Below are 26721 nucleotides of genomic sequence, written 5' to 3'. Positions count from 1 at the left end.
GTGAACGAGGCCAATAACCATCAGTTTGTGATTTCCCAGGAAGATTGGACCCTCCATCGCAAAGGTCATGATGATCAGCAGCGTCATCAGGATAGAGTACAGGATGCGATTCGCAATAATTTACCTGACCTGATCACCGAAGAAAATATCGTCATGTCGAATGGGAGGGAAGTTGTCAAAATCCCGATTAGATCATTGGATGAATACAAAATTCGCTATAACTATGACAAGAATAAGCATGTTGGTCAAGGTGACGGTGAAAGCAAAATTGGTGATGTGGTTGCCCGTGATGGTTCTCAAAGACAAAAAGGTCCAGGCAAAGGTCAGGGTGCAGGAGACCAGGCGGGAGAGGATTACTTTGAGGCTGAAGTTTCCATGATGGAAATTGAAGAGGCACTCTTTCAGCACTTAGAGCTGCCTAACTTGAAGAAAAAAGAAAACCAAGAGCAGCTCGTTGAAAATATTGAATTTAATGACATCCGCAAAACGGGGTTAATGGGCAATATTGATAAAAAACGCACCATGATGACGGCGTTTAAACGAAATGCGATGGCAGGCAAAGCTTCTTTCCACCCGATTTATCAGGAGGATTTGAAATTTAAGACTTGGAACGAGGTTGTTAAACCAGAATCAAAAGCCGTTGTGCTTGCGATGATGGATACGAGCGGTTCCATGGGCATTTGGGAGAAATATATGGCAAGAAGCTTCTTCTTCTGGATGACCCGTTTCCTGCGCACTAAATATGAAACAGTGGAAATCGAATTTATTGCCCATCATACAGAGGCAAAAGTGGTCTCTGAAGAAGACTTTTTCTCTAAAGGGGAAAGCGGAGGTACCATATGTTCTTCCGTTTACCGAAAAGCACTCGAACTCATTGATGCAAAATATAACCCAGCTCAATTCAACATCTATCCATTTCACTTCTCAGATGGCGATAATCTTACCTCAGACAATGCCCGCTGCGTCAAACTCGTCGAAGAACTTATAAAAAAATCCAATATGTTCGGATATGGGGAAGTTAACCAATATAACCGCCATTCCACTCTTATGTCCGCCTATAAAAATATTAAAAACGAACATTTCCGCCATTATATTTTAAAGCAAAAAGCGGATGTATTTCATGCAATGAAAGCCTTTTTCAGCAATAATGAAGAGAATAAGAAGTATGCTTAAATAGAGTTTTATCTAAAGCAAATCCCATATTACTAAACCCGGCAGATCAGCGGTCTGTCCGGGTTTTATTATTGTTCACCTTACTTTTTACCTTGTCATGCAATAACTCTCTTAAAATGGGGTACAGGTTATAAAGTAAACAATTTTTACAGTGAAGGATGTAAAACCGTCCAACTGACAAATTCTATTATTAATTGTTATAAGGGTGATATGATGTTTTTTAATGATTGGGAAACGGTAGGCAGGACGATTTTAATTGGGGTTTTTGCATATGCTGGACTGGTTCTGTTCCTAAGAGTTTCAGGAAAACGGACACTTTCAAAAATGGATGCTTTTGACTTGGTCGTTACCGTTGCACTTGGATCGACGCTGGCAACAATCCTGCTAAGTAAGGATGTGTCCCTTGCAGAGGGACTCTCGGCATTCTTTATCTTGATTGTATTGCAATATTTTCTTGCTTTCTTTTCGGTAAGATCTGGGATAGTAAGAAGCCTGATTAAATCAGAACCAGCATTTTTATATCGAGATGATCATTATCTTCATGATGTGATGAAAAGGAAAAGGGTGCTAAAGGTAGAAATCCTCCAGGCTGCAAGGTCCAATGGCATATCTTCGATGGGGCAGGTAGAAGCGATAGTGCTAGAAGCAGATGGAAGTATTTCTGTAATTCAAAAAACAGATAAAGCTGGAGAGTCTACGCTTGCGAATGTGAAATAGTCGAAAATCAACCCACTTAAATTCACAAATACAGCCTTCCTATATGAAATAAGAAGGCTGTTTATAGTTGTTTTATGATTGAAAGTTCTACAGTTGGCATACGGTAATGAACTTAAGTCCGATCATAGGCTTTCGGAGGTGATTCCATCCAGCCGTGATCAATGAGAATGTTTGCCCCATCATCAACAAACAATCCAACATTCATGAGGTTTCGCCCATACATTAGAGCGATATCCCTTCGTCCATTTACTGCTATAGAGTTCGCAAATGATCTTATTTTAATAGAAAACATATCTACCTTATGAAAGAGCATAATTTTATCTGAAAAAGGCGGGTATGTGGATGTTGTAACTAAATGATCAAGATGAGATGGTGTCTGCAAATTTTCAACATGCAGTTTCTCCATGAATTGCTTCACTGATTTTTCGGTCATGTCTAACCCGCGTTTAAACAAAGCTTTAATCTTTTCATCTCTAACCACCTGGTAAAACCCTAATAATAATGTTTTGCTTGTTGTGTTATTTTCAATATTGTCATAAAGGTGAGAGATTTCTAAAGCATGAAGAGGTCGTATGTCTCCGATAAAACCTGCCAAGTAATTTTGTTTCTGAATAAAATCGTTGTTTTCTGGAATAGGAATCATAGGTGGTCTTGCTATTAATTTTTTTTCAGCTAAGACGGTATTAATTTGATCTAATAACGCCACGGCACAATTGTTGCAATAAGTAAAAAACTGATTGATATCTTTCCTCATAATTAAAGGAATCGCAACGGCATAAATGCTCATTCCCGCCTTGGAAGCATATTTCAGGTAGTGAACATAAAATGTATCATCATAAAGCCTCGGAGCACCATAGTTAACGTCATCTTCTGTAAATCCTTTCGGGATCGGGAAATGACTTTTCTTAAAAAAATATTCGATCCGCTCCATGAAATCCTTCGTCAAAGCAATTCCATTTTCCAGCAGAATTTTAATATCTTCATCGTCACAATGGTGAAGAAAATAAGTGAGGATTTGCTGAGACATGCTGTTGCCTGTATAAGTAGCCCAAAGCTTACCCATTTCAACCGCTGTTAAAGGTGCATTTTCACTTAATGAGTCTGAACTTAAATGAATAGGCTTTAAAATATCCATTGGATTTAAATCCATAATAAATCCCCTTTTGTAGATTTTTTGTTAGGATTACCGATGGATTATTATTTATTCCTGTAGCTTCCTTTACCTTTAAAAATTTTATATACTTTCCTGTATTTGCAAACCTTAGTGCCATTATTCTTATATGTAGCAAGCACGTGTCCCTTCGAAAATTCTATATCCTTATACCCTCAGCTTCCAAGCTGGTATCAACGAATTGAATTTAAAAAAGTAGCTCATAATGACATGAATAACTGTATATAATGCCAAAGTTGTCATGTAGGTAATGAGCCAGATATGAAAGGGTTCTTTCAGAAATAAGTAGAGCAGGGTCATGCCAACTGGAAATGGAACGAGAACAATTAACCAAATCGGTGCTCCAAGCTTTTCAGTTATGAAACCTAAGGATACGACGGAAGCGCCAATAATAATAGCCGCTAATATCGTGATGTTATTTTTCAAAAGGATGCTTCCAATAAAATAAGATGAAGCAGTAAGAAAAATGGCTAGAAGAAAGTTAAAGAAATAAGTCATATAATCACCTCGAAAATAATGATATGTAAATTTTACCATAAAAATCAAGGTTGAATTGTATTGGTACTGTAAATTTACGATAAAAAAGAGTCCTCTCAGACTCTTCATTTTCTATTCTTTTCAGTTAAATAACTACGGTTTTCCGACAAAGTAAGTGATATGCTGAAAACGAATATGATAATTCAAATGGTCAATGGTCAGTTGAATATGATCAATAGCCACCCCGGTTAATATGCCTTCTAGTTTTTCATTAATTGTCACCACTTTAATTTTTCTTCCGATATTCATAAGCAGGTGATCTAAAAATACAGGCTCTGTACTCATGGTTGAGTTTGGTGATAATTGATTCATTATGACTGGAAGGTTGTTTGAATATTTATATTGTCCGGGCGGTACGCTTTCGGTTTGGTTTCGATATAAATAAGGATACAAGCCATATTCCCCCTTTATTATTACTTTATGTAAAGAGGAGTATAAACCGTGCCTGTCACAACCTTAAACTAAGCTTATTTAATTACTTTATCTAATGCTGGCAGAAGTTCGTTAAAAAAGGGCTTGACGACAAAGTCTTTTGCTCCATTTTGAAGAGCTTCAATGATTATTTTTGATTGGCCCATCGCTGAGCAAATGATTACATTTGCGCGGGAATCAATCCGCCTAATTTCTTTTAAAGCAGTCATTCCGTTAATTCCATCCATTGTTAAGTCAAGCAAGACAATATCAGGTGACATTCTTTTAAATAACTTAATGGCTTCTTTTCCATTTGCAGCTTCTCCAATGACAGTGTAACGGTCACTTGAAATTGCTTTTTTAAGCAGCTGGCGCATAAACATTGAGTCATCAGCAATTAATACTTTATAATGCATCATTTCTTTTTACTCCTTTTTTACAAGATCAGTCATCTTGGTAACCCGGCTGCCTTAGCAAATCTGTGCCTTAGGTCCGTGGCTTTGCGTCTTTTACTTTCGTAAAATTTGCCGTTATAGGTATTTTAGCACGTGTTTTCTATTTCGACAATTTGCGACTTTTTTCTTATTACGAATATTTGAAAAGATTTGCCTTCAGTTAAAATAAAAAAAGCCGTCTTTCGACAGCCTTGAAAAATCAGCAAAGAGCATGAGTTACTTCAATGGTATTATTCTTAGGAGAGTTTACTTTATCCGAAACGACAAAAGCATTCATGTGGTTATCCTCAAAGGGGACAAGGAGTTTGTTTAGTTCAGTGGCATTCCTATTGTTTGGGTTTAGCCATGTTTTTTCAACCTCTGGATTAGGGCTCATAAACGGGTTGGAGGCTGTTTACGGATGGAAGAAGACTTAGTTTTAAAAATTTATAGGGATGTTTTTTATTTTGGATAATAAATTAAAGGTTCCGTAAGATCTTCATATCCACTTCTTTTATAAAATTCGATGGCTTCATCACTTGGCCAAACAAGCACAAATTCATATTTGTTTTCCTTGGTCCAATCATGGATAGCATGTAAGAGTTTGCTGCCAATTCCCTTTTGCCGATATTCTGGAAGTGTATATACATTTGTCATATAGGCGAAAGGGTACGTGATTCTCCCTGGACGGGGAACCTTGTGGATGCATTCAATATAAATATGAGAAAGAATTTTCCCCTGCTCCTCTGCAATCCAAATAAACCACTGCTGATTGAGGAGTGCTCTTTCTAAAAAGGAGCGGCATTCAGTCTCAAATTCCTGAAAGGATGAGCTTTTTTTGCTTTCATCATGTTCAATAGTGAAGTCCCATCTCATTTGAATTAACTGTTGGATATCATCTGCATCAGCTAGTCTGATTCTCATTGTATTCTCCTTTCTTGTTGAAAAAATTATTCTACAAGCTGAGATGAATATCCTTTAAAAAACAGCCAAGGTTATTAACCCTGGCTGTTTAGTTCATATGGCTTTATGATTTTTGGCTGGATACTGCTTTTATTGCCGATCATAATTCCGGCTAAGATGATTAATACACCCGTCCATTGCAGGAAGCCGACATGTTCTGATAAGACGGCTGCTGATAATACCACTGCAACGGGCAGTTCGGATGCCGTTAAAATCGTTCCCAGACCTGGTCCTACATGCGGCATGCCAATAGAAAATAGCAGCGGCGGCAGTACGACCCCAAATATACCTAGTAAAAGTCCATATGGAGCTAAACTAAACAAAACGGGTGGATCGAATATAAAGAGCGGCGGAAATAAAATAAATACCGTAATCATGCTGCCTGTTGCCAATAAGGCACTTTTCTGAATGGCAGGCAACTCCTTGCCAACAACTCCGCTAAGAAAGATGAATAATGAGAATGTCACGGCAGATAACAGTCCCCACATAGCACCTTCTCCTGATATGGACTGAATGTTCCCTGAGATTAGTCCAGCAGCTAAAAGCGATCCTGCAAGCAAAATAATGATAGATATAACTTTTAATTTTGAAGGTTTTCGTTTATAAACGATCCATTCAATTAATGTGCCAATCCATATAAATTGGAATAAGAAAATAATAGCGAGTGAAGCGTTAACTGTCTGCAGACATTGATAGTAAAAAACGCCTGTTAATCCGGTCGGAATGCCAGCACCCAGTAATTTACCTGCTTGAAGCATGGTAATTTTTATTTTTTTTGCAAATAACGCGATAGTCCAGATAATGACAGTGCCAAAGAATACTTGGCTCCCAGACACCTGCGGCATCGTAAAGCCTGCTGCATAGGCAAGCTTAACAAATGTAGACAGTATACCGAAGCTGCAGCCTCCCAGGAAAACGAGTAAAGCATAATGCCAGCTTTTCATATAAATCTCCTTCTTTCCAGTAAAATAAAAAAGCCACACAATTGCCCGTATAGACAATTGTGTGGCGAAAAGTAGAGTATCTCTAGAAAAATCCACAAACAAATAATTTTAGTATGAAATTACCGTTAAGTATCATAGCGCAATTTAAACATTAATTCAAGTGGTTATGAACTTTTTTTATATTACAGAAAGTGAAAAGGAGGAAAACAGAAGAAAGGCTCAAAGTAGACGTTCATTTTAGTAAATGCAGCTAAAATGAACGTCTGTGTCCTTTCTATGACTAGCCAATCGGCAAATTTTCTTAATTATCAGGACTATCAAGTGCCATTTCAATAATGGAAATGATAAGTGCGAGAACCATTCCTGTTACAGCAGCAATTTCAATAGAGTCCATTAGTAAATTGATAACAGATATGATTGCCCAGTTGATCAGAACGGAAAAAAGAAGTATGCCGGCACTAAATGAAAATTTCCCCGTTATTCCTGCTGCTTTCATTAAAATATTAAAAGCCTTTAGAACGATATCACCAATAATGCCAAGCAGAAAATAAAAGAGAACGAAAAGGAATAGGGAAAAAAGGGATTCATAATGAATACCCAGGATATTAAACAGCCCTAATATACCAAAATAATAACCAGCGACCACAAAACCAACGGCACCAAGCAATAATAAGCTCATTGTAACGATTATAAAAAACTTCGTAGATTTTGATTCTTCTTTAAAAGGGCGGTTTGGCTCTGACATCGAAACATCCTTTTTGTTAAGATCATATTTTTAAATAATATACGGAAAAAGGTGTCAATTGGTTTCATTAGACTGTAATACTTTGTACGACCAGCGGTTATTTTTTGTACCAGGAATCATCTATCCAAATAAAAACCATTCAACCCGACGATTGAATGGTCAAAAACTTCTTATGCTTTTACGTCGATTGTGCCGCCGAGATTTGGATGCGGGGCTTCAATCATTTTCAGCAGCTGGGCACTGTTGCACTCAGCTGTGTCTAATGCCTTTTTGGTTAAGAGAATGCCTGCTGACTGGGATGCGGATGATTGACTTAAGGCCATAGATAATGCTGCGATATCCAAAATTTTCACCCCTTTCTCTTGTATCGGAAAGGGAGAAGAAAAATGAAGGAAAAAATGCAAAAAAAAAGCACAGAGCCCAAGTGACTCTGTGAATAGGAATAAGATCAATGGCTTACCAACCAAATCTTATACGTAAACTATACTTGAAAAAGCGACAAATTTCTACTGGTAATTGTCGGTATTTGTCGTATTGTGTCGAAATGTGAAATAGTATTGATAAATCTAACTCCACTTATTTTTTATTTACCCAGAATCAGATGTTTTTATTACAGGAAATTACTGCTATATAATAAAGGCAATGAAGAGGTTTTAAACAGAAGGAGGAGTCATAATTGGAACAGCGTGTAGCAGATTTAGGCAAGGGAGTTTATATAATAGACTTAAATGACTTAAACCAGTGGGGTAGAACAGGAGCATACGTGTTAACTGGAGGGGACATCACAATTATTGAAACAAGTGCGAGTCCTTCTATCCCATTTTTAAAGCAGGGGTTAAACGAATTAGGGATTGGGTTAGAAGATGTGAAAAATATCATTGTAACACATATTCATTTGGATCACGCCGGAGGTACGGGTCTCTTTTTGCAGAACTGCCCAAATGCCACAGTATATGTGCATCCGCGCGGCAAGCGCCATTTAGCTGACCCCGAACGCTTAATTAAGGGAGCTAAGGCAGTCTATGGTGATGACTTTGATCGTCTTTTCGATCCAATTGTACCAATTGATGAACAAAGGCTGATCAGTAAAAACGATGGAGAAACTTTGGATATTGGCAATGGCAGAACGCTTACGTTCTACGATACACCAGGACATGCAAAGCATCATTTTTCCATTCACGATTCTCTCAGTAATGGTATTTTTACTGGAGATACAATTGGTGTATGTTACCCGCAGCTTTTGAAAAAAGGATTGGAGCTATATTTGCCATCAACATCGCCAAGCCAATTTAATGAGGAAGATATGCTGCGTTCTGCTGAGCGCTTGCAGGCGCTTAAACCAGAACGGATTTATTTTGGTCATTATAGTATGACGGAAAATCCGCAAAATGTGTTCCAGCAAATAGCTTATTGGCTGCAGCAGTTTATGGAATTAGGGAAAAGGGTAATGACGGAAAATCCTGAAATAGATTTCCCGGGAAAAACAAATCTTCTGTCTGAAAAAATGCTGGAGCTTGTTACGGATGAAATCGCACAAAAAGAGGTTTCAATACAGTCTGAGGTTCTGCGTTTATTAAAATTAGATATGGATGTAAGCGCAATGGGAATCATTGAACGATTGAGTAAGGCACAATAGTTGCTAACTGCGAACAGATGAATGGCTACTGTGATGAAAGTATGACTATACTTAATGAATATCCAATTATGCAGGTACTCCAATCGCGGAGGTGAGATTATGGAAATGAATGATATACTAAATCATTTGCGAGAAAGAACGCCTGTTATTCTTGGCAGTGAGAAATTCTATAAATATTCCGTTCTGCTGCCACTAGTGAAAAAAGAGGATGGTTTGCATATTTTATTTGAGGTGCGCTCATTAAAAATGAGAAGGCAGCCTGGGGAAATTTGTTTTCCGGGCGGTAGAGCTGATTCTGCTGATCGAGATGAGGCTTACACAGCCATACGTGAAACATCTGAAGAGCTGGGGATCGAGGAAAGCTCGATCACTAATATTTTTCCGCTGGATTATATGATTTCTCCTTTTGGTACCATTATTTATCCTTATGCTGGTTTTATTGATCTTACTTCAACTGTCTTAAGTCCTAACCATCTTGAGGTGGAAGAGGTCTTTACAGTGCCCCTGCAAAAACTGCAGGAGCTAAAGCCGAAGGTATATAAAGTGAATTTCCGGGTGGAGCCTGAAGCCAGCTTTCCGTTCTCTTCCATAGCAGGCGGAGAGAATTATGACTGGCAAACACGGGCCATGGATGAGTATTTTTATTATTGGGACGATAAAGTGATTTGGGGATTAACGGCGAGAATTCTGCACCATTTCCTGGAGATCATTCAAAAGAGCCAGTAAAAAGGGGGGAGTGATATGCTTCCCCTAGTTTTGAGTTGGAGCGTAAATAATGAGGCAGCTCTCTTCATAAATAAACGGAGAAATTCCGGTTAAACGCAGAATGGAGCTCATTTTGGGGTAAATAAGCGGAGATTTTCCGGTTATGCTTAGAAAAAACCGTTATTTTCATATAATTTTGGGGAATAGTCGGAATTTCTCCTTCTATTTTTGCTGTTTTCAGTGCTTTTTCTCAAATAAGGGAAATTTCTCCGCTTATATTCATCAAAAGCTAACCAAACAACAGCACCCATGAAAAAAAGGCTTAGTGAAGTCTCTAAGCCTTTTGATAATGCAATTTTGTAACCTCATGAGACTGTCTATGCTGTACCGTTCAGCACCTCACAAGTAAATCTGTTAGTCTTATTGAGATGGTGTCTTTGTCTGCTGTGTTTGAAGAATTGTACCGTTTAATAAATCCTTCATTTGTACGGTTACAATTTTAGCGCCGATTTGGACGTGGACCATGTTATCAAAAACAGCAGTCACTAACCCATTTAATGATACATTTGTTCCAATGTTTACATTTTTCTTTTCGGATTTATTTAATTTGCTGTTTGTCATCATCGCACCATCCATTCTATGAGTTTATAAAGTAAGGGTAAAATAAATAACAGCAATATTCTTATACAAGAAATATTTCCTGTTTATAGTAAAATAAACTTATATTTTAAAAAAGTCCAGCTAACTGCCTGTTTTTTTTATCGACAATTTTTTGACAAACCAGTATGAAATAAAGATCCTTAAAACACTATATGTAGAAGCGTTATACAATTTGCTGAAAGATGTTTGAAAATGAAAGCTGAGGGGGAGATTTTAAATGAGTAAAGTAATTGGCTTTATAGGATGCGGCAAAATGGCACAGGCCATAATAGGTGGAATTCTGTCAGCTGACGGTGCTGATCACAAACAAATCCTATTTAGTGCAAAATCACATAAGACAAAAGAGCATGTACAAGAGACTTATAGGATTATGGAGAAGGAGAACAAAGAAGTTGCTGCACAGTCAGACATTCTATTTCTTGCCATCAAGCCGGATTTGCATGGAAGTATTATTGAAGAAGTGAAGGATGTCATTCGACCTGAAACCATCATTGTGACAATGGCTGCAGGAATTACATTGCCTTATGTACAAGAAGCATTTGGATTTAATGTAAAGGCAATACGTACTATGCCAAACACACCATCCATGGTTGGAGAAGGAATGACAGCAATGACACGCAATGAATATGTAAATGATGATGAAGCGGAAGAAGTGAAAAAGCTGCTTTCTTCATTTGGCAAGGTGGAAGAAATAGAAGAAAACCTAATGGACACTGTACCTGCAATCAGCGGTTCTTCTCCAGCTTATGTTTATATGTTCATTGAAGCACTTGCTGATGGCGGTGTAAGAGGCGGTTTGTCTAGAGACCAGTCTTATAAAATGGCAGCACAGGCTGTTCTCGGTGCAGCAAAAATGGTATTGGAAACAGGAATGCATCCGGGCCAGTTAAAAGATCAGGTTTGTACACCAGGAGGAGCAACGATCGAAGCAGTAGCAGAGCTTGAGCAGAATCAATTCAAAGGGGCTGTGCTATCTGCTATGGAAGCATGTATGAATAAGACAAAAGGAATGTCAGAATAAAAGGAGAATGTATTTGCATTTCAGCTAATACAATACAGTAAAGTTGGGTTTATAGCGAATTTGTCCAGTTTTTTTGGCTGACTGATTTGCTCATTCTTATAATTCCGACTTGACTGATCAGATTACATGTTTTATAGTTAATCAGTATTTGAGGTACATATTAATAGGAGGTGTGAAGATGGAGACAGGTTTATTAATTTTGAATATTGCTATTATGCTATTGCTTATTTTCGCTTTATTTTACATGCAAAAGAAACATGTTTCTTTCTCAAAGAGAGTTTTTACCGCTTTAGGTTTAGGAATTCTGTTTGGTTTTATTTTGCAATTCGCCTATGGAGCAGGTTCAGATATTATTGCTCAAAGTGCAGACTGGTTTAATATTGTCGGGAATGGTTATGTAAAATTCCTGCAGATGATTGTTATGCCGCTTGTATTTATCTCCATTTTGGCTGCTTTTACTAAATTAAAACTGACCAATAACATAGGGAAAATCAGTGTGCTGATCCTAGGATTGCTTGTTGGAACGACAGCAGTTGCTGCAGCAGTCGGCATTGGATCTGCTTTTGGATTCGGACTTGAAGCTGGTCAAATTACAGCAGGTGATGCTGAGACAGCACGCGGAACGATGCTGGAAGAACGTTCAGTGGAAATGGAAGGAAATACTCTGCCGCAGCAGATTCTAGAATTGCTTCCGGCTAACCCGTTTTCTGATTTAACTGGAGCAAGATCCACTTCAACAATTGGTGTTGTTATCTTTGCAGCCTTTTTAGGAATTGCTTATTTAGGAGTTAGAAGAAAAACACCTGAGCATGCAGAGTTATTTGCTAAGATTGTAGATGCGTTCTATGCGGTAATTATGCGAGTAGTTACGCTGATTCTCCGATTAACTCCATATGGCGTGCTTGCGATTATGACTAGAACGGTTGCAACAAGTAACTTTGATGCCATTCTCAGTCTCGGTAAGTTTGTGATTGCTTCATATGTTGCTTTAGCGGTTATGTTTATTATTCACTTATTGTTAATCACGTTTGCGGGCTTAAACCCATTGACTTATCTAAAGAAGGCATTCCCAGTTTTAACATTTGCGTTTACTTCTAGAACAAGTGCTGGTGCACTTCCATTAAACATTAAAACTCAAAAATCTTTAGGTGTTTCTGAAGGTGTCGCCAACTTTGCCGGCTCATTTGGATTATCAATCGGCCAAAATGGGTGTGCTGGAATTTACCCAGCGATGCTTGCCATTATGATTGCGCCAACAGTTGGAATCGATCCATTTACACCTGGATTTATTTTTACAGTCATTCTGATCGTGGCACTATGTTCGTTTGGTGTAGCAGGCGTCGGCGGCGGAGCAACATTCGCAGCCATCCTCGTTCTTTCAGCACTAGACTTGCCAGTTGCTTTAGCGGGTCTTCTTATTTCCGTTGAGCCTCTTATCGACATGGGCCGTACAGCTGTCAACGTAAGCGGATCAATGACATCAGGTATTCTTACAAGCCGAATTACTGGTGACATTGACAGCAGCACATACAACGATATGAATGCAAAAATTGAAGCAGAAGCATAAGAAGACAAAAAACGTCCCAGCCTAATCTGGGGCGTTATTTTACTGGTGTTTTCGAAGAGTATAATTATCAGCATTGGAAGGAGATTCTGCTTTCACAAATCGGCTTGCTAATCAGCAAGCTATTTCTAACATTTTGGCACACAAGCCAAAATGTTTTTTTATTTTAGCAGCATTTGAAAAACAAAGAGTTACAATTTTGAGACTCATTTTATGTTTTTGAGACTGCTATATATCTCTTATTTTGAAAAAAAATTTAAGTTTTTATATTTACTCCTATAATAATTATTGTAACTGTGAGGATGTTTTATTGAATGCGTATAGAAGGAATGTCGAAATATCTGTTCAGTAAAATCCTTTTCTTTGAGTCATTTCAATGTGGCTATGTTTTTATCTTGTATTCTCTAAATAACCTTTTTAAAACGTGTGGAATGAAGCGGAGGGCACTCGACTCCGGAGGGCAATAGAGGAAAGGCTGAGACCCCGCAGGCGTGCCGAGGAGGCTCAGCTTCCTCCCCTCGGAAAGCGAGTGTCCGCAGCGCAATGGAACAATTACCTCTTATTGCTCAACTAATTATGAAAACGAAGAATTCAATATTAGGTGTAAAGTCCTCATTTATTGTCGATAAAAAAACATTCCAAATCACTTTTCTGGAATAATAAGAATAGTTACTATATTTAAAAAATATTGACTATTTTGTTAACTTGAAAATATAATGAAAACGAAACTTGAGTTTCATTTTTTGAACAGAAATCACCTCATGCATTTCAGGAAAGGGGGAGCGAAAGATCGAGCAAAATATCAAAGCGGTTGAAAAGGCATTTCAGCTGCTCGAACTCATTGTTGAGCATCCACGAAGTTTTATGGACCTAATTACCCTGATGAAAAGCAACAAAGCAACCATCCACCGTTATGTTTCCACCTTAGAGTCACTTCAGTACATCGAAAAAAATGAAAACGATGATTATCAAATTTCTTACAAATTCCAAACGTTAGGCACCAAAGTATTTTTCGAACTAAAACTGTTTGATATGGTCAAACATCAGTTGGAAGAACTTTCGGTCAAAGTAAATGAAAGCGCTATTATTTCTACTTATCGCCATGATACGGTCTTTTATTTAGGCAAAGTTGAAAGCCCTTCCGCACTGCGCATTGTAGTGGATTCAGGGAAAACAGCACCGTTATATTGTGTAGCGAGCGGCAAGCTTTATTTATCCCAGTTAAGTGAAACGGAACTGGAAGATTACTTGTTGAGGCAAAAGCTATCGAAAATAACAGATAATACGATTACAGATCAAAACGTCTTCAGAGAAGAAATCAGGAAAATCAGAAGCCAAGGCTATGCGGTGGACCATGAAGAATGGGAGGAATATTTGCGGGGAATTGCTGTCCCAATTTATGATCACACCGGAAAAATTGTTGCATCTTTGTCTATCGCGGGGGTTTCTTATCGATTCACTCCGGAGAAAGTGGAGTTTGCTGTATCAGAATCGTTGATTGTAGCAGGCAAGATTTCCAATCTATTAGGCTATAAAACAAGGAGGAGTATCGGGAAATGAAAAATAAGAAGAGGTTTTTATTTATTTTGTTAAGCGTTATCTTTTCGCTGATTTTAAGCGGATGCGGAAGTGAATCAAGTGCAGGCAGCAGTAATGATAAGCATAATTTAAAAATGTCTGTGACGGTAAGTGACAGCTCTACCTGGTATAAGGCGGCTGAAAAGTTTGCAGAGGAAGTAGAAGCTGAGACAGATGGCCGGATTACCATTGATATCTTTGCGAATGAACAGCTTTCAGGCGGAGATTCCGGCAAGGCTGTAGAGTCATTGGCAAAGGGGACAATTGATTTAACATACAATTCAACGATCATCTATTCAATCCTGAATGAAAAGCTTGGCGTGTTAAGTGCACCATTTTTATTCAGCGATCTGGACGAAGTGGATGAGAAGCTAAATGGACCTGGCGGTGAAGAGATTAAAAAGATTCTTAGAGATTTTGGAGTCGAGCCTCTGGGCTTTGGGCAAAACGGTTTCCGTCAATTAACTAACAGCACGAAAGAAATTACCTCACCAGATGATTTAGCCGGATTAAAAGTTAGAATTCCCGGAATTAAAATGTACACAGATTTATGGACTGAGTTTGGCGCTAACCCTTCTACAATGACATTCTCTGAAGTCTTTACTTCCCTGCAGTCTGGAACGATTGATGGGCAGGAAAATCCAATTGACGTTATTCATTCGTCAAAGCTGAATGAAGTACAGGATTATATGACAATGTGGAATTATTCTTACGATCCGCTCGTTCTTGGAATGAATAAAAAGTTATTTGATTCTTTAAGTGAAAGTGATCAGGAAATTATTCAGACAGCAGCAGCTAATGCTAACGAGTTTCAGATTGCTGAAGCTAGAAAGCTTGAGGAAGAGCAAATTAAAAGCCTAGAAGAAGCTGGAATGCAATTGTATTACCCATCAGAGGAAGAAATTAATCAGTTTAAAGAAGCAGCTCAGCCAATTTATGACCAATATGAGTCTATCTGGGGAGAGGATCTTTTGAAAGCCTTCCAGGAAAATGAATAGAAGGATGTGTTAGTCATGTCTACACTGCTGGCTAAGGTTGAAAATGGCGTCTTAATCTTAAGTGCATCCATCATGTGTTTAATTGCTTTCTTAAATGTCATTTCAAGATACTTTTTTGGCAATTCACTCGCTTTTACAGAAGAAATCACGATTAATTTGTTTGTCCTGCTAACTTTTGTTGGAGCAGCTGTAGGAGTGAGAGAGAAGGCACACCTTGGTTTTACGCTCGTATTTGATAAAGTGAATGAGTCATTAAAAAGGGCACTTGTTCTGTTTTCAGGATTGATCGTTATCATTGTGTTTGCGTTATGTGCTTATTATGGAGCGATGATGGTTCAGTTTCAAATGATGACGAATCAGATGACGCCTGCTTTAGGGTGGTCACAATGGGTATTTACAATCGGCTTTCCTGCTGGCTGTGTGTTATGTGTCATTCGGGCGATTGAATCCATGGTAAAAGAGTTAAAAATTTTAAAAACAGAAAGTGACTGATGGAAATGGAAGCGATTATTCTTTTTGGTTTGTTTTTTCTGCTGCTGCTCCTTAGAGTGCCGATTGCCATTTCACTGGCAGCAGCATCCATCGTGACATTAATAACCTCTATGGGTTTCTCATCCATCGAAATTGCAGCAGATATTATGTACACCAGTGTAGCGAAGTTTACGCTTCTTGCGATTCCGTTCTTTGTTATTGCTGGCGTCATTATGGAATATGCGGGAATTTCAAAGCGCCTGATCCATTTGGCTGATGTCTTTGTGGGACATCGAAAAAGCGGCATTATTCTTGTCACTGTCATGACGGCGATCTTTTTTGCCGCTATATCAGGATCCGGGCCAGCGACGGTAGCCGCAATTGGCGGTATTTTAACACCTGCACTAGTTAAGAACGGCATGAAAAAGGAGTCAGCAGCTGCACTCCTGGCAAGTTCAGGCTCAATTGGCATTATCATTCCGCCAAGTATCGCACTCATTGTCTTTGCGGTCGTAGCTGGCGATCAAATTGCTGTTTCGATTGGAAGACTGTTCATTGCTGGAATTATCCCGGGTATTCTTTTAGGAATAGCGCTTATCGCAGCGGCTTTATATGTAAAGAAAAAAGATATGAGTGAAAGGGCCTTAACAGATTCAGAGAAACATATTGAACAGGAAATCTCTGCAGCCGCAGAAAAGGTTCCATTACCAGAAAAAATGAAAGCGCTTTATGATGCGATTTGGGGTTTGCTTATTCCCATCATTATACTAGGCGGAATTTACGGTGGAATTTTTACTCCGACTGAATCCGCTGTAGTTGCAGTCTTTTATGGATTATTTGTGGGCGTGTTTGTCTATAAAGAGCTGAAGTTGAAGGATATTAAAAAAATCCTCATTGCTTCTTCCGTTCAGACTGCCACAGTCATGTTTATTGTAAGTGCAGCATCTGTTTTTGCTTATTTAATTACGACAGAGCAGATTGCACAGCAGATCGCTGATGGATTGTTAGGGCTCACTGATAATAAGTATATTATTCTCTTGCTGATTAATCTTCTTTTACTTATTGCTGGAGCTTTTATGGATGCTATTTCTGCTTTCTATATTTTTGTTCCAATTCTTTTGCCGGTTATGCTGTTTTTAGATGTCGATCCAACTGTATTTGGACTTATGATGACTGTCAATCTTGCCATTGGTTTGTTTACACCGCCGGTTGGCGTCAATCTCTACGTTGCTTCTGGGCAGGCAAATGTTACCTTGAATCAGATAACAAAGAGAATCATCCCATTTTTTATCGCATCAGTTGCTGTACTGCTTCTGATCACATATATCCCGGCAATTACAACATTTTTACCGGATTTATTAGGAGTTAAATAGGAGGTTTTTTAGATGAAAGTTAAAGATTGTGTAGCGATTGTAACGGGTGCGTCAAGAGGAATTGGGGCAGGATGTGCGAAAGTATTGGCGCGGGAAGGTGCACATGTAGTTCTTGTCGATTTAATGCCAAGTGAGGAAACAAAAGCAGAAATTAAAGAATTAAATCCTGCTGTGCAGGTATTTTCATATGAAGTGGATATAAGAGATCAATCTGCCATTCAAAATCTGGTTAAAGATGTGCATGAGAAATTAGGAAGGATAGATATCCTAGTTAACAATGCCGGAACATGCAGCAGACTGGATTTAGAAGAAATGACCGAAGAAATGTGGGACCGTGATATGGATACGAACTTAAAAGCAACTTTTTTCCTGACACAGGCCGTGATCTATCCGTATATGAAGGAGCAGCAGTATGGGCGGATTGTCAATATCAGTTCAATTTCGGGCTTAGTTGGCGGACATATTTCAAGCTACGAGCCAGGCAGTACGAAAGGAAGATCCGGCCCTGGCTATGCGGCTTCTAAGGGTGGTGTAATTGCTTTTACGAAATGGGTTGCTAAAGAAGTGGGACCGCTTGGTATTGTCTGCAACAGCATTGCTCCAGGAGCAGTTGAAACAGCCATTACTAAAGGGATGGCCTATAACCTGGACAGTCAGGTTGTCAAAAGAATGGGCACACCTGATGATATCGGCGAAGCCGTTTTATATCTTTCTTCAAAAGAAGCAGGGTACACGACGGGTCAGGTTCTAAAGGTATGCGGGGGCGCTGCCATTGGTTAAAGTACCTGTTCAGCGCACATCACGATCTGTATTTGATCAAAAAAGAGGCATCATAATGGGCTATCTTGCTCCTGGAGAAGATTTGCTGGGCGGATTAAAAAAGGTTTGTGAACGGCATGGAGTAAAATCAGGCTCGATTTCATGCATTGGCTCGCTTTCAAATATAGAGATCGTGCAATTGGATTATAACGATGGGGAAATGGCATATTCAAAACCGATTCAATGGAACACCCCTGTTGAATTGCTTTCAGGCAATGGATTTATTGGGGTAGATGAACAAGGAGATCTTGATATTCATTTTCACGGTGTCTTTGTAGATCATCGCAAAAATGTCTCTGGCGGGCACTTCTTAGAAGGAAAAACAATCGTAGCGATTACGCTCGAGTTCACCATTATAGTGGCTGAAGGCATTCAGCCTGTAAGAGAGACCTATCAGCCATCAGGGTTTTCACTGTTTAACTTTTATGATGAAAGTGAGGCGTAATCATGCAAACGATCGCTGATTTAGCAGGGAAAGTATTTAAGCGTTATCCGGATAAAATAGCTGTTAAAGATGCTTATCGAAGTTTAACATATGCCCAGCTGCAAACGAGAGTCTTTCAGTTATATGCAGCATTAAAAAAAGCCGGCTTGAAAAAAGGCGACCGTATAGGCGTTTTAATGTCTAATCGGCTGGAGCATATTGAGCTTGATTTAGCAGCGGCTTACGGCGGTTTTATCAAAGTTCCTCTTAATTACCGTTTACATGAAAGAGAAGTTGAATACATTTTAGAGAATGCTGATGTGCAGATTTTAATAGGTGAAGAAGAGCTGATTGAAAAGGTAACACGCAGCTGCCAGTGTGTATTTATTGGTCATGATTATGAAGGCTGGTTATCTGCAGAAGAATCTTTACAGCCGGAGATGGATGTGGAGGAAGACGACTTATTTGCGATCATGTATACATCTGGGACAACGGGCAAGCCAAAAGGAGTTATGCTTTCACATCGCAATATGATTTCAAGTGCTCTTTCATTAGCACTTGTCTGTGAGATCACAGCAGATGATGTTGTTGGGCATGTTGCTCCTTTGACGCATGGAAGCAACTTTTTATCACATATTTCATGGCTGTTCGGCTTAACTCAAGTGGTATTTGATAAATTTAATCCTTCTGAGTTTTTGAATGAAGTAGAAAAAGAGAAGGTTTCTTTTATCTTTATGGTGCCAACAATGGTAAATCTAATGATTCAGAGCCCTGATTTTGATGCAAAAAAACTATCAAATATTAAATCTATTAATATGGCAGGGTCTTCGATAGCTGCAAGCAAATTAAAGCAGGCGATTGAGAAGGCAGGACCTATTTTTATTGAGACATATGGCCAGGTAGAAGCTCCTATGACCATTACGGTGATGCCGAGACAAGAGCTTATTAACAGGCTTGAATCCTGCGGTACAGCAGGTCCGTTTGTTGAAATGAAGCTGGTCGATGATCATGGTGCAGAGGTGCCTCAAGGAGAAATTGGCGAAATCATCTGCAAAGGTCCATTGGTTATGCAGGGCTACTGGAAAAATGACAAGGCAACAAAGGAAACATTAAGAGATGGCTGGCTTTACACAGGTGATTTAGGCTGGTGTGACGAGCAAGGCTATCTGCATATTGTCGACCGCAAAAAGGATGTCATCATCAGCGGCGGTTTAAATATATATCCGAGAGAAATTGAAGAGGTCATTAATAAGCATGTAGGCATTAAAGAAACTTGTGTTCTTGGGATTGCAGATGAAAAGTGGGGAGAAATGGTCGTTGCTTATTGTGTTTTAAATGAAGGGCATTTTGTCGATGAAAATGAATTACTTCTGCTGTGCAAGGATCATCTCGCAAGCTATAAAAAGCCTAAACAGATTCATATTGTTAAAGAATTGCCGAAAAGCAGTTATGGGAAAATTTTAAAAAGGGAGCTGCGGGAACAGGAGGGGAGCGGAGTACAATGAACAAAGTGAATGTATCTGGACTTGGAATCACGAAATTTGGCACACATGAAGGAGAGACATTAAAGAGCCTGCTATTGGATGCCTGTTTTCAAGCCCTCAAGGAAGCTGATTTCCCCAAAATAGATGCAGTCTATGTTGGAAACTTTATGTCCGGGTCTCTTGGCAATCAGGAAATACTAGGTGCGATTGTGGCAAATGATCTTAGTTTAGGAGCTATTCCGACCGTTAAAGTAGAGGGAGCCTGTGCATCAGGAGGGATTGCCTTCCGCCAGGCATTCTTGATGATTCAAAGCGGAGAATATGAAAATGTGCTGGTGGCTGGCGTTGAAAAAATGAAAGGTGCTCCTACAGAGGTCATTACAAATGCCATTAATGCTGCAATGGATAATGATTCAAATGAAAAGCACGCTGGACTAACATTCCCAGGATTTTTTGGAACTGTTGCAAACCGGTATTTTTATGAAACAGGAGCAAGCAAAAAGCATCTGGCATATGTAGCACTTAAAAACAGGGAATACGCGATTCATAACCCAATTGCTCAATTTACAAAACCTGCGACCATGGAGGACTACATGTCCGCTCGGATGATCACAGAACCGTTAGGCTTATTCGATTGTTCCCCGACAAGTGATGGTGCAGCAGCGATCGTTCTTTCAAAAGGTGAAAATGGAGTTATTGTCCGCTCTTCAGGTCAGGCATCAGGTACGACTCAGATGCAGGAAGCTTCGGACCTTTTAAGCTTGCCTGCTGTAAAAGAATCGGCACGGCGTGCGTATGAAAAAGCAGGTTTGGGTCCAGAAGATATTGATGTGGTGGAGCTGCATGATTGTTTTTCAATGACAGAGATTCTATCCATTGAAGAACTTGGTTTCTTTGCAAAAGGAACAGGCTTTGAGGCCGTTGAGCAAGGCCTCACCAAACATGGCGGAGTAGTTCCGGTTAATACGAGCGGCGGGCTGCTCTCAAAGGGACATCCGATTGGTGCAACAGGTCTGGCGCAAATTTATCACATTGTTTCACAATTGCGCGGAACAAGCTGCAACCAGGTTGAAGGAGCACGAATCGGTCTTGCACAAAACCTGGGCGGAACTGGCGCTTATTCGACCGTTCATATCTTTGAGGGGGTCAAATAGACATGGCAAATATACAAGTGTTTGAATGCACAGGCTGCCAAAAGCAATTTGTTCAGCGAAAATGGCTTTGCCCGGTCTGTAAGGGCACTTCTTTTAAGAAGGCAGAAGAAGAGGGTGCTGGTAAGGTCTTTTCTTTCACAAGAATTCATGTTACTTCAAAGGAATACGCACACCTTGCTCCCTATACCGTCGTTTTAATTGATACACCGAGCGGCCTCAGGATCACCGGACGATTATCTGAAGAAGTGCAGATTAACGATGAAGTGAAATGTGTTGAACAGGACGGAGACGCCTACATTTTTGAGAAGGTTTAAGGGATGAAAGTGAAGCATTTCAGCTTTTGGGCTGGAGTGCTTTTTTTATGGAAGCAGGGTGACTGTTTGGGTTTGGCGGATAAATCGGTGTTTTTGGCGGATATATGAAAATAACGGCGGATATTTTTCAAGGACGGCGGATACCAGATTTCTACCATCATAAAACACTAAATTCACATAAATGATCTGCCAAAAGACAAAAAAACGGACCTGGAACAAACCAGGCCCGTCAAATTAATGCGGCAGAAATGCCAATTGGTATAAAAACAATACAGCAAAAACGTAAACAAGCGGATGAACCTCTTTCCATTTTCCTCTTGCCACTTTTAAAATCGGATAGCTGATAAAGCCAAGAGCAATTCCAGTAGCAATACTTGAAGTGAGCGGCATGCTCAAGATAATAATAAACGCAGGAAATGCCTCGTCGATTTCTCCCCATTTGATAGAAGCGATGCTTCCCATCATAAGGCTTCCGACAATAATTAATGCTGGTGCTGTAATAGCGGAAATACCTGAAACCGCGCTGACAAGCGGTCCAAAGAAGGCAGCTAAAATAAACAGAACACCAACTGTTAATGATGTAAGACCTGTACGCCCGCCGGCAGCAACTCCTGAAGTCGATTCAATATAAGCTGTAGTTGGGCTAGTTCCAAACATCGAACCAATAGTCGTAGCGACAGAATCTGATAATAGTGCTTGTCGTGCGCGCGGCAGATTATTATTTTTCATAAGTCCAGCCTGCTGTGCAACCCCAACCATTGTTCCAGTTGTATCAAAAATCGTTACAAGCAAAAATGAAAAGACAACGGCATATAAACCATGCTGAACGACTTCTCCGATTGCATCAATCGGGTTGAAAACAATGATTCCCTCAGGAAGAGAAGGCAGTGCCATAATTCCCTGCTCAAATGAAAGCTGTCCAGTAAAGTAGGCGATTAATCCAGTTGCAATCATTCCAAAGAATAAAGCACCGTTCACATTTAATGCCATTAAAATCAATGTAATGGCCAATCCTACTAAAGCAAGGACAGATGAAGATGATGTCAGATCTCCTAATGCCACTAAGTTTGTAGGGTGACTAGTAATCAGACCAGTTAAACGCAGGCCGATGAAAGCAATGAATAACCCAATTCCTGCAGTGATTCCGTGTTTTAGATTATCAGGAATCGCTTCAATTAATTTACTGCGAAAAGGTGTTAACGATAGGATGATAAAAATAATCCCTGCTACAAAAACAGCTGCAAAAGCTGTTGCATAATCAATATTTCCATGAGTACCGACAACAGAATAAGCAAAATATGCATTTAATCCCATACCAGGTGCAATGGCAATTGGGTAATTTGCAAATAAAGCCATCCAAATGGTACCTGCTGCAGCGGCAATAATCGTTGCAATAAAAACTTGCTCAAAAGGAACACCGGCATCTGCTAATATGCCCGGGTTTACAACAACTATATAAACCATAGTCAGGAACGTTGTAATACCAGCCATCATTTCAGTTTTTACAGATGTTCCATTTTCCTTTAATTTAAACATAAGATAATCCTCCAATGAAAAAAGACAGTTTGTGTTCTAGTATGCTCAAAAAACGAACGTTTAAAGACACAAAGTATATATTATTCGTTTAATGAGCAGTTTTCAAGTCTAAACTGCATATTTTTAATGAATTTAACATAATCTAACCAAATCTTTGTGAAAGTTGATATAATATTCTGAAATATAGATCTTTAATAGATTGGCAGAGGAATTAATTTAAGCAGGTGCTGATGTATTAGCGATACTTAGCTTTTAGCACCACAGTCATTTACAGAGAGTAGGGGGAGTATTAAATGTATTCATATTTACGGACATTGAGCCTGCCTGAACAGGCAGAATACCTGACCCAAATGCTTGTAAGACAGAAAAGTTATACTTTAACATATGGTGAAGTGGAAAAGGCTGAATGGATTGCAGATTTGATCGGGCAGTTTCCCTACTTCAGTGATCACCCTGAAAACGTATGGATTTCAGAAATCAAAGAAGATTCCCTTTCACGCAAAAATGTTTTTGCTTTTTTGCCAAGTAGTAAAGAAGTAAAAGAAACGGTGGTTTATCATTCTCATATTGATACAGTCGGAACAGAGGATTATGGAGCTATACAGGATATTGCCCACGATCCTCAAGGGTTAAAAGAATTCTTTTCATCTTCACCCAATGACCCAGAGCTTGAAGAAGATGCGGCTTCAGGACAATGGTTATTCGGAAGAGGAGCTTTGGATATGCAAAGCGGCATCGCTGTCCATCTCGTTAATCTGCTCTACTATTGTGAAAATAGAGAAGAAGTTCCTGGAAATCTGCTGGTAATGTTTAATCCTGATGAAGAGGGAGAACATGCGGGCATTCGCTCAGCACTTTCTGAGCTGATCTCATTAAAGGAGAAAAAGGGTCTGCATTATGTGGCTGCTATAAACAATGATTTTATATCCCCTTTAGCAGATGGAGATGAAACGAAATATATTTACACAGGGGCAGCTGGGAAATTACTTCCGAGCTTTGCGGTCTTTGGAAGAGAGTCACATGTAGGTGAAAGTCTTCTTGGAGTAGATTCAACCTTAATTGCAGCAGAATTAAATACAAGAATCAATCAAAATTTTCATCTTACTGAAAAGCTCTCTGATGAGCTTGTTCTGCCGCCCAGCTGCTTATATATGAGAGATGAAAAAAAGAGGTATGATGTCCAGACAGCGGTAACAAGCAGGATCTTTTTTCACTATTTTATATACGAAAAACCTCTTCAAACCGTTACGGATGAGCTAGTAAAAATAGCAGCGGAAGCATGTACAGCGATTGAAAAGCGGCTTGAAGATACGTTCGAGTTATATAGAAAGACAAATAATCTTCCGAAAAGAGATGTCAATTGGGCAATCGAGGTTCTAACGCTCAAAGATTTATTGGACAGACTTAACAGGGAAGGAATTGAAACAGAAGAGATCATAAGCGAGACACTCCATTTATGCCAGTTGGCAAAAATGGATGCCAGAATGACTGCTTTTGAAATTGTGGAAGCATTGCAGCACGCCGATCCAGAAAAGAAGCCGCGCGTCATCTTGTTCTATGGAACACCTTTTTTACCGTCTAATTCATTGTCAGAGTCAGAATCAAAAGGCAATAGCTTAAGATCCAAATTAATGAACATCCTGGAGCAAACATCAGCTGAAACAGGGGAAACCTTTAAGGTAAGAAAATATTTCCCCTATTTAGCCGACGGAAGCTTTATGTCATTTCAAGGAAGCGAGGAAGATATAAGCACATTGCGGAAAAACTTCCCTGCTATGGACGCTCTCTTTCCTCTGCCTCTTAAAACAATGACACAGCTGAATATCCCTTCTATTAATCTCGGTGTATTCGGCAAAGGCGGTCATAAGTGGACCGAACGTGTGTATAAGCCATATACGTTTCATACTTTACCTAAGCTGATTCGTGATTTTACTAATAGTATTTTGTGATTGTTTATTTTCTTAAAAATCTCCTTGATAGCAGCAGTCCTGCCACAAATAAAAATAGAGCAAAATAGGCAGGAAGCAAGTGGATAAAAGAAGTATAGCCGATGATAAAATGGGTTGAAATCCCTGCAGCAAAAGCAGGGATTCCCCCAATCAAAAGTGTGTTCCATACCCAGCTTGCTCCTTCATGAAATCCCCACAATGAAATCATTAGTACGAGCAGTCCAACGCTAAACAAGGCGCTGCCAAACCCGGCGCGGTCATGTGCTATGACAGGAATCAGCTGTTCATTTAACATGCTGAGCTGTTCTGGTGTCATACAGATAAAAGTTAAATCTGTGCTTACAAAAACATTTGATACGCCAATGACTGAGATCACAATTCCCCCTATGACAAATGAAAATCCAAGTACAACAAAGCATAGCTGCCCCCAGAGGGCTGTTTTCCATGCTGCTGTATTTTTTCTGTTTTTAGACAAGGGAGATTGCCATGCTTCCTTCGTTTTTTTTGACCCAAGGATAAAAAAAGGCAAGAGGATCAGCCAAAGTAATCCATGCAGCCAATCGAAGTACCCAAACCCAATGAATAAGAGAATACCAAGAAAACCAGCAGTGCCTGCAATAATGACAGCTTTTCTTGCCCAATGGATGTTGTTTCTGACAGCATGTTTTGCCAGCTGCATATACAGAAACCCTCCTGAAATCATTGTTCCGGCAAGTGTCATCCGATCATGTGCCATGAATTGGATGATTTTCGGGTTAACGAGCAAAAGCTGTTCTCTTGTCATGCCCAAAAAAGTTTCATCATAAGGTAAAATCACTCTGCTCATACTGAACAGCAAGGCAATAAGTCCGCCAATTAAAATGCATAACCCAAAAAGCCAAAAATAAATCCAGCCAGATTGCTTTCCATCAGAAATGTCTTCTTTGCTTTCATCTGCAAGTGCCTCGTTGATGCGCTTTGGAAGTCCTGGACCTGATATAACATACCCTTCTGATAGCATCATAAATCTGCAGCCGGCATGATAAAGTTTTACAGCGTCATCGGGCTCATGAATGCTTCCTGAAACCATGATGTTTGTATAGCGCTGTAAATTCTGAACATCTTCCAGAAGAGATTCAATTGAACCATGCTGATCTGTATCAATCAATATCATTTCATGTTTTGTTAAGTGATCCCATTCTATGATGCTAATATCTTCAGCCTTTATAGCGGGAATAACGGGACATGGAAGGGATGCAGCCATCCTGCTGATTTCCTCGAGATTGCAGCCATCCCCATCGGCTTCGATCACAAAAGCGGCTGCAAACTCTTCTAATCTATGAGCCATTTCACGGAGCTCGTTTTGCTTTTCAATTGCGTTTCCCCGGGGATGGCGAAGCCGGATTAATAATGGAATATCCATTGTATGCTCTTTTAACTGTGTGATGGTTTGACTTAAGCCAATTGAATAGGTTTGTGATGGTAAATATAAGGATTTTCGATCTTCTGAAAATAAAGGCATTTCTTCTGCTGCATCCTGATGAAGGGAAACCGGGCCAATTTCTAAGAAGCCAAAACCAAGCTGATTAAATGCCGATGTGCCAAGTAAATGCGGATCAATTCTTCCGCTTAATCCGACTCTGCTTTTCAGCTGGTATTTAAAAAATGGTTGCTCTAGAGAAGCTGATGGTTTTAAATGTCCTAAAAATTCAACAAGCCTGCTGCCGAACGGAAGATGAACCATCGTATTCATTGCATTGTGAATAAAAGCTCTTCCGGTTTGAGCAGGAAGGCGAGATAAGAAAGGTTTAAAAATTGTATGATAAGACCAATCAGGCATATGATCACCTCATTCTTACAATGACGTTATATTTGTAACGGCTTTAAAACTTTATGAAACTATAAATATTTTATCATGGTGAGAATAGGAAATTACAGAGCATTTGAAGGAGAAAGCTTTA

27 protein-coding genes and 1 riboswitch are annotated in these 26721 nt (G+C 39.4%); of the genes, 16 read left to right on the top strand and 11 right to left on the bottom strand.

The window, feature by feature from the left end:
* Both yhbH and A6754_RS16355 read left to right on the top strand, forming a co-directional pair.
* Positions 1 to 1173 (top strand): sporulation protein YhbH, encoded by a 1173-nt coding sequence (gene yhbH, locus A6754_RS16360; RefSeq protein WP_066448154.1) that lies wholly within the window; start codon positions 1 to 3, stop codon positions 1171 to 1173.
* A gap of 213 nt (positions 1174 to 1386) precedes the next feature.
* Complete coding sequence (locus A6754_RS16355) at positions 1387 to 1890, top strand: DUF421 domain-containing protein (RefSeq protein WP_066448151.1); 504 nt, start codon at positions 1387 to 1389, stop codon at positions 1888 to 1890.
* A 112-nt stretch (positions 1891 to 2002) separates the two neighbouring features.
* Here the strand turns inward: A6754_RS16355 and A6754_RS16350 are convergent, their stop codons facing one another.
* The 8 genes from A6754_RS16350 to A6754_RS22470 form a co-directional block, all read right to left on the bottom strand.
* A complete protein-coding gene (locus tag A6754_RS16350; RefSeq protein ID WP_257298273.1) occupies positions 2003 to 3040 on the bottom strand; it encodes a DUF3231 family protein in 1038 nt (345 codons plus the stop codon).
* 168 nt (positions 3041 to 3208) lie between these two features.
* Entirely contained in the window at positions 3209 to 3487 is a 279-nt protein-coding gene (locus A6754_RS16345; protein ID WP_257298271.1) for a hypothetical protein, read from the bottom strand.
* A 204-nt stretch (positions 3488 to 3691) separates the two neighbouring features.
* Positions 3692 to 3991 carry a DUF2642 domain-containing protein gene (locus A6754_RS16340; RefSeq protein ID WP_066448144.1) on the bottom strand — a complete coding sequence of 100 codons (300 nt, stop codon included), beginning with the start codon at positions 3989 to 3991 and terminating at the stop codon, positions 3692 to 3694.
* 74 nt (positions 3992 to 4065) lie between these two features.
* Positions 4066 to 4428, bottom strand: coding sequence for a response regulator (locus tag A6754_RS16335; protein ID WP_306806928.1), 363 nt, complete (start codon positions 4426 to 4428; stop codon positions 4066 to 4068).
* 33 nt (positions 4429 to 4461) lie between these two features.
* Positions 4462 to 4548: riboswitch (cyclic di-GMP riboswitch) on the bottom strand.
* Between the two features lie 357 nt (positions 4549 to 4905).
* Complete coding sequence (locus A6754_RS16330) at positions 4906 to 5367, bottom strand: GNAT family N-acetyltransferase (protein WP_066448141.1); 462 nt, start codon at positions 5365 to 5367, stop codon at positions 4906 to 4908.
* 74 nt (positions 5368 to 5441) lie between these two features.
* Complete coding sequence (locus tag A6754_RS16325) at positions 5442 to 6350, bottom strand: EamA family transporter (protein ID WP_066448138.1); 909 nt, start codon at positions 6348 to 6350, stop codon at positions 5442 to 5444.
* Positions 6351 to 6651: 301 nt separating this feature from the next.
* Positions 6652 to 7095, bottom strand: a complete 444-nt coding sequence (locus tag A6754_RS16320) for a YrvL family regulatory protein (protein WP_066448135.1) — start codon at positions 7093 to 7095, stop codon at positions 6652 to 6654.
* Between the two features lie 170 nt (positions 7096 to 7265).
* On the bottom strand, positions 7266 to 7439 hold the full coding sequence (locus A6754_RS22470; protein WP_082851713.1) for a YjfB family protein: 174 nt from the start codon (positions 7437 to 7439) through the stop codon (positions 7266 to 7268).
* A gap of 332 nt (positions 7440 to 7771) precedes the next feature.
* On the opposite strand from A6754_RS22470, the gene A6754_RS16315 reads away from it, so the two are divergent.
* Both A6754_RS16315 and A6754_RS16310 read left to right on the top strand, forming a co-directional pair.
* Positions 7772 to 8731 (top strand): MBL fold metallo-hydrolase, encoded by a 960-nt coding sequence (locus tag A6754_RS16315; protein WP_066448131.1) that lies wholly within the window; start codon positions 7772 to 7774, stop codon positions 8729 to 8731.
* Between the two features lie 99 nt (positions 8732 to 8830).
* Positions 8831 to 9457, top strand: a complete 627-nt coding sequence (locus tag A6754_RS16310) for an NUDIX hydrolase (protein WP_066448128.1) — start codon at positions 8831 to 8833, stop codon at positions 9455 to 9457.
* 399 nt (positions 9458 to 9856) lie between these two features.
* Here the strand turns inward: A6754_RS16310 and A6754_RS16305 are convergent, their stop codons facing one another.
* Positions 9857 to 10057 carry a hypothetical protein gene (locus A6754_RS16305; protein ID WP_066448125.1) on the bottom strand — a complete coding sequence of 67 codons (201 nt, stop codon included), beginning with the start codon at positions 10055 to 10057 and terminating at the stop codon, positions 9857 to 9859.
* 256 nt (positions 10058 to 10313) lie between these two features.
* Between A6754_RS16305 and proC the strand changes: the two genes are divergently transcribed.
* The 11 genes from proC (at position 10314) to A6754_RS16250 (ending at position 21296) form a co-directional block, all read left to right on the top strand.
* Positions 10314 to 11117 (top strand): pyrroline-5-carboxylate reductase, encoded by an 804-nt coding sequence (proC, locus tag A6754_RS16300; RefSeq protein WP_066448123.1) that lies wholly within the window; start codon positions 10314 to 10316, stop codon positions 11115 to 11117.
* 178 nt (positions 11118 to 11295) lie between these two features.
* Positions 11296 to 12684, top strand: coding sequence for an L-cystine transporter (locus A6754_RS16295; protein WP_066448121.1), 1389 nt, complete (start codon positions 11296 to 11298; stop codon positions 12682 to 12684).
* 750 nt (positions 12685 to 13434) lie between these two features.
* Entirely contained in the window at positions 13435 to 14241 is an 807-nt protein-coding gene (locus tag A6754_RS16290) for an IclR family transcriptional regulator (protein WP_306806940.1), read from the top strand.
* Entirely contained in the window at positions 14238 to 15257 is a 1020-nt protein-coding gene (locus A6754_RS16285) for a DctP family TRAP transporter solute-binding subunit (protein ID WP_066448116.1), read from the top strand. Before A6754_RS16290 ends, A6754_RS16285 begins: the two co-directional genes overlap by 4 nt.
* A 15-nt stretch (positions 15258 to 15272) precedes the next feature.
* Positions 15273 to 15749 carry a TRAP transporter small permease gene (locus tag A6754_RS16280; protein ID WP_066448113.1) on the top strand — a complete coding sequence of 159 codons (477 nt, stop codon included), beginning with the start codon at positions 15273 to 15275 and terminating at the stop codon, positions 15747 to 15749.
* A 5-nt stretch (positions 15750 to 15754) separates the two neighbouring features.
* A complete protein-coding gene (locus A6754_RS16275; RefSeq protein ID WP_066451676.1) occupies positions 15755 to 17101 on the top strand; it encodes a TRAP transporter large permease in 1347 nt (448 codons plus the stop codon).
* Positions 17102 to 17113: 12 nt separating this feature from the next.
* Positions 17114 to 17881, top strand: coding sequence for an SDR family NAD(P)-dependent oxidoreductase (locus A6754_RS16270; RefSeq protein WP_066448110.1), 768 nt, complete (start codon positions 17114 to 17116; stop codon positions 17879 to 17881).
* Positions 17874 to 18365 (top strand): PPC domain-containing DNA-binding protein, encoded by a 492-nt coding sequence (locus A6754_RS16265; protein WP_066448101.1) that lies wholly within the window; start codon positions 17874 to 17876, stop codon positions 18363 to 18365. The genes A6754_RS16270 and A6754_RS16265 overlap by 8 nt, the downstream gene beginning before the upstream one ends.
* 2 nt (positions 18366 to 18367) lie before the next feature.
* Positions 18368 to 19849 (top strand): class I adenylate-forming enzyme family protein, encoded by a 1482-nt coding sequence (locus tag A6754_RS16260; protein WP_066448100.1) that lies wholly within the window; start codon positions 18368 to 18370, stop codon positions 19847 to 19849.
* Positions 19846 to 20982: a thiolase C-terminal domain-containing protein gene (locus A6754_RS16255; protein WP_066448098.1), complete on the top strand. Its 1137-nt coding sequence runs from the start codon at positions 19846 to 19848 to the stop codon at positions 20980 to 20982. The genes A6754_RS16260 and A6754_RS16255 overlap by 4 nt, the downstream gene beginning before the upstream one ends.
* A 2-nt stretch (positions 20983 to 20984) precedes the next feature.
* Positions 20985 to 21296, top strand: coding sequence for a Zn-ribbon domain-containing OB-fold protein (locus A6754_RS16250; RefSeq protein WP_082851712.1), 312 nt, complete (start codon positions 20985 to 20987; stop codon positions 21294 to 21296).
* A 234-nt stretch (positions 21297 to 21530) separates the two neighbouring features.
* On the opposite strand, the gene A6754_RS16245 is transcribed toward A6754_RS16250, so the two are convergent.
* On the bottom strand, positions 21531 to 22832 hold the full coding sequence (locus A6754_RS16245; RefSeq protein WP_066448094.1) for an NCS2 family permease: 1302 nt from the start codon (positions 22830 to 22832) through the stop codon (positions 21531 to 21533).
* Between the two features lie 293 nt (positions 22833 to 23125).
* On the opposite strand from A6754_RS16245, the gene A6754_RS16240 reads away from it, so the two are divergent.
* Positions 23126 to 24781, top strand: coding sequence for a M20/M25/M40 family metallo-hydrolase (locus A6754_RS16240; RefSeq protein ID WP_066448092.1), 1656 nt, complete (start codon positions 23126 to 23128; stop codon positions 24779 to 24781).
* A 4-nt stretch (positions 24782 to 24785) separates the two neighbouring features.
* Here the strand turns inward: A6754_RS16240 and A6754_RS16235 are convergent, their stop codons facing one another.
* A complete protein-coding gene (locus A6754_RS16235; RefSeq protein ID WP_066448088.1) occupies positions 24786 to 26600 on the bottom strand; it encodes a dihydroorotate dehydrogenase in 1815 nt (604 codons plus the stop codon).
* Positions 26601 to 26721 lie beyond the last annotated feature (121 nt).

This window comes from Cytobacillus gottheilii (assembly GCF_001636345.1).
Classification (GTDB): domain Bacteria; phylum Bacillota; class Bacilli; order Bacillales; family Cytobacillaceae; genus Cytobacillus; species Cytobacillus gottheilii.
Note: the sequence above shows the minus strand (reverse complement) of the source record. Positions and strands in the feature narration are given on the sequence as shown.